General features: G+C 51.7%; 1 protein-coding gene. It reads right to left on the bottom strand.

Annotated elements, in window-relative coordinates; translation table 11 throughout:
- Positions 1-33 precede the first annotated feature (33 nt).
- The coding region (locus ACT3IC_RS23470; RefSeq protein WP_170886426.1) for a Tn3-like element Tn3 family transposase at positions 34-2,239 on the bottom strand (2,206 nt) is incomplete at its 5' end.

Raw genomic sequence — 2,239 nt, forward strand, 5'->3', positions numbered from 1 at the left:
GGGGTCTGACGCTCAGTGGAACGAAAACTCACGTTAAGCAACGTTTTCTGCCTCTGACGCCTCTTTTAATGGTCTCAGATGTCCTTTGGTCACCAGTTCTGCCAGCGTGAAGGAATAATGGCCGAGCATATTGATATGTCCGTGGCAAAGCGGGGAGAGGCGTGCGATATCTTCATCATTCAGTGTTTCACCCTGCGCCCGGAGATGATCCAGGGCTGCCTGCATATAAATAGTGTTCCATAACACGACGGCGTTAGTGACCAGCCCCAGTGTGCCCAGTTGATCTTCCTGACCGTCGGTATATCGTTTTCTTATCTCACCTTTTTGACCGTGACAGATGGCTCTGGCAACGGCATGGCGACTTTCTCCCCGATTAAGCTGGGTCAGAATGCGCCGGCGGTAATCTTCATCATCAATATAATTAAGCAGATACAGCGTTTTGTTGATGCGCCCCACTTCAATGATTGCCTGAGTCAGTCCGGAAGGACGTTCACTTTTCAGCAATGAACGGACCAGCACTGAAACCTGTACTTTGCCCAGCTTCAGGGAGCCAGCGGTCCGGATCATTTCGTCCCACTGAAGGACTATTTTTCGGGGATCTGATTGCCCTCTGGCAATATCATTCAGCACGCCATAGTCGGCATCATGGTCCATTCGCCAGAAAACCGAAGCACCGGCATCAGCCAGGCGTGGAGAAAACTGGTATCCCAGCAGCCAGAAAAGGCCAAAGACAAGTTCGCTGGCACCTGCTGTATCGGTCATAATTTCGGTTGGATTCAGCCCGGTCTCCTGTTCCAGAAGACCTTCCAGCACAAAGATAGAGTCCCTCAGCGTCCCCGGTATAACGATGCCATGAAAGCCGGAATACTGATCGGACACAAAGTTGTACCAGGTGATCCCTCTGTTATTACCAAAGTATTTGCGGTTCGGTCCGGCATTGATTGTTCTGACTGGCGTAACAAAGCGCATTCCATCTGCAGATGCCACTTCTCCTCCACCCCATATCTGTGCCAGTGGCAGCGTTGCCTGAAAATCAACCAGTCTGGCATTAGCGCTGGTGATAGTTTCAGCCCGCAGATAGTTCGCTTTTGTCCAGTTCAGCCGGTGTCGGGTCAGTGCAGGAACATTTGATCTGATCAGTGGTTCCAGACCGATATTGCAGGCTTCAGCCATCAGCACGGCGCTGATGCTGACGGGCAGATCATCAACTCTGGCACTGGCTTCACTAGCATGGAAAAACTCATCAGCAAATCCGGTATGGGCGTTAATTTCGAGCAGCAACTCCGTTAAATCCACCGGAGGGAGTAGATCACTGATCATTTTGCTCAGTCGTTTCAGACTGTCCGGCTCATCAAGACTGGCGAGGGGAGAAATTGTCAACCGGGGCTTCGGGCCAGAAACATCGAGTTCGACAGCCTCATTTTCGCAAAGACGTGCAGCAACCTGTCTGTAACGACTATCAAGCTGATGACCCAGAGATTTTATTGCTTCCTGCGGGTCTGTCGGGTGCCCCAAAGAACGATAAACCTTAATCCGGTTTGCCTGCCAGTCAGCACCCTGTAGTAATCTTGCACGAGGATCTCCCCACCGGTTACTGCCGGTAACGTAGACATCCCTCCGCCTCAGACTATCCTGCAGTTTACTGAGAAAGCAGAGCGTGTATCCCCTGCGGGTGATATGTTTTTCCTTGTTAATCACCAGCCGTTTCCATGACCGACTGATAATTTCCGTTGGTGCGTCGTCAAAAAACTGCCGCCGTGAGCTGAACTCCCGGCTGAGGTAGTCACAGGCATTCAGAGTGGTAACCCCGGCAGGTGCGGATGAAAATTTAACGGTATTCAGCAGATGGGGCAGGAAACGACGAACGCGCCCGTACTGCTCCACCATTTCTTCATGAAAATTATCGTCTGAGGGCCGGGCAATTTCACGGACAAGCGTGATGATTTCAGCCAGCTTTTGCCTTGGGATGTAGCTGAACACCTCAGCACGAATCGATTCGTCCGGTGTTTCTTCTTTCAGCAGGTACGAACATGCGCTGGCGAGCGCCAATGCAGATTTATCCAGATCCTTCAGCGAGCGGAGCCGTTTTTTCTGCCCAATCTTTCTGGCGTCACGGATGATAACGGCCAGCATGGCGTCCAGAACGTCCAATGCATCATCCAGCGCCAGCGTTTCCCATGCAAGGACAAAGGCAACCAGAACCGCCATCCTTTTCTGCGGTGACATCCTGGCAATATTG

The organism is Leclercia sp. GHBNCSD (genome assembly GCF_055805075.1).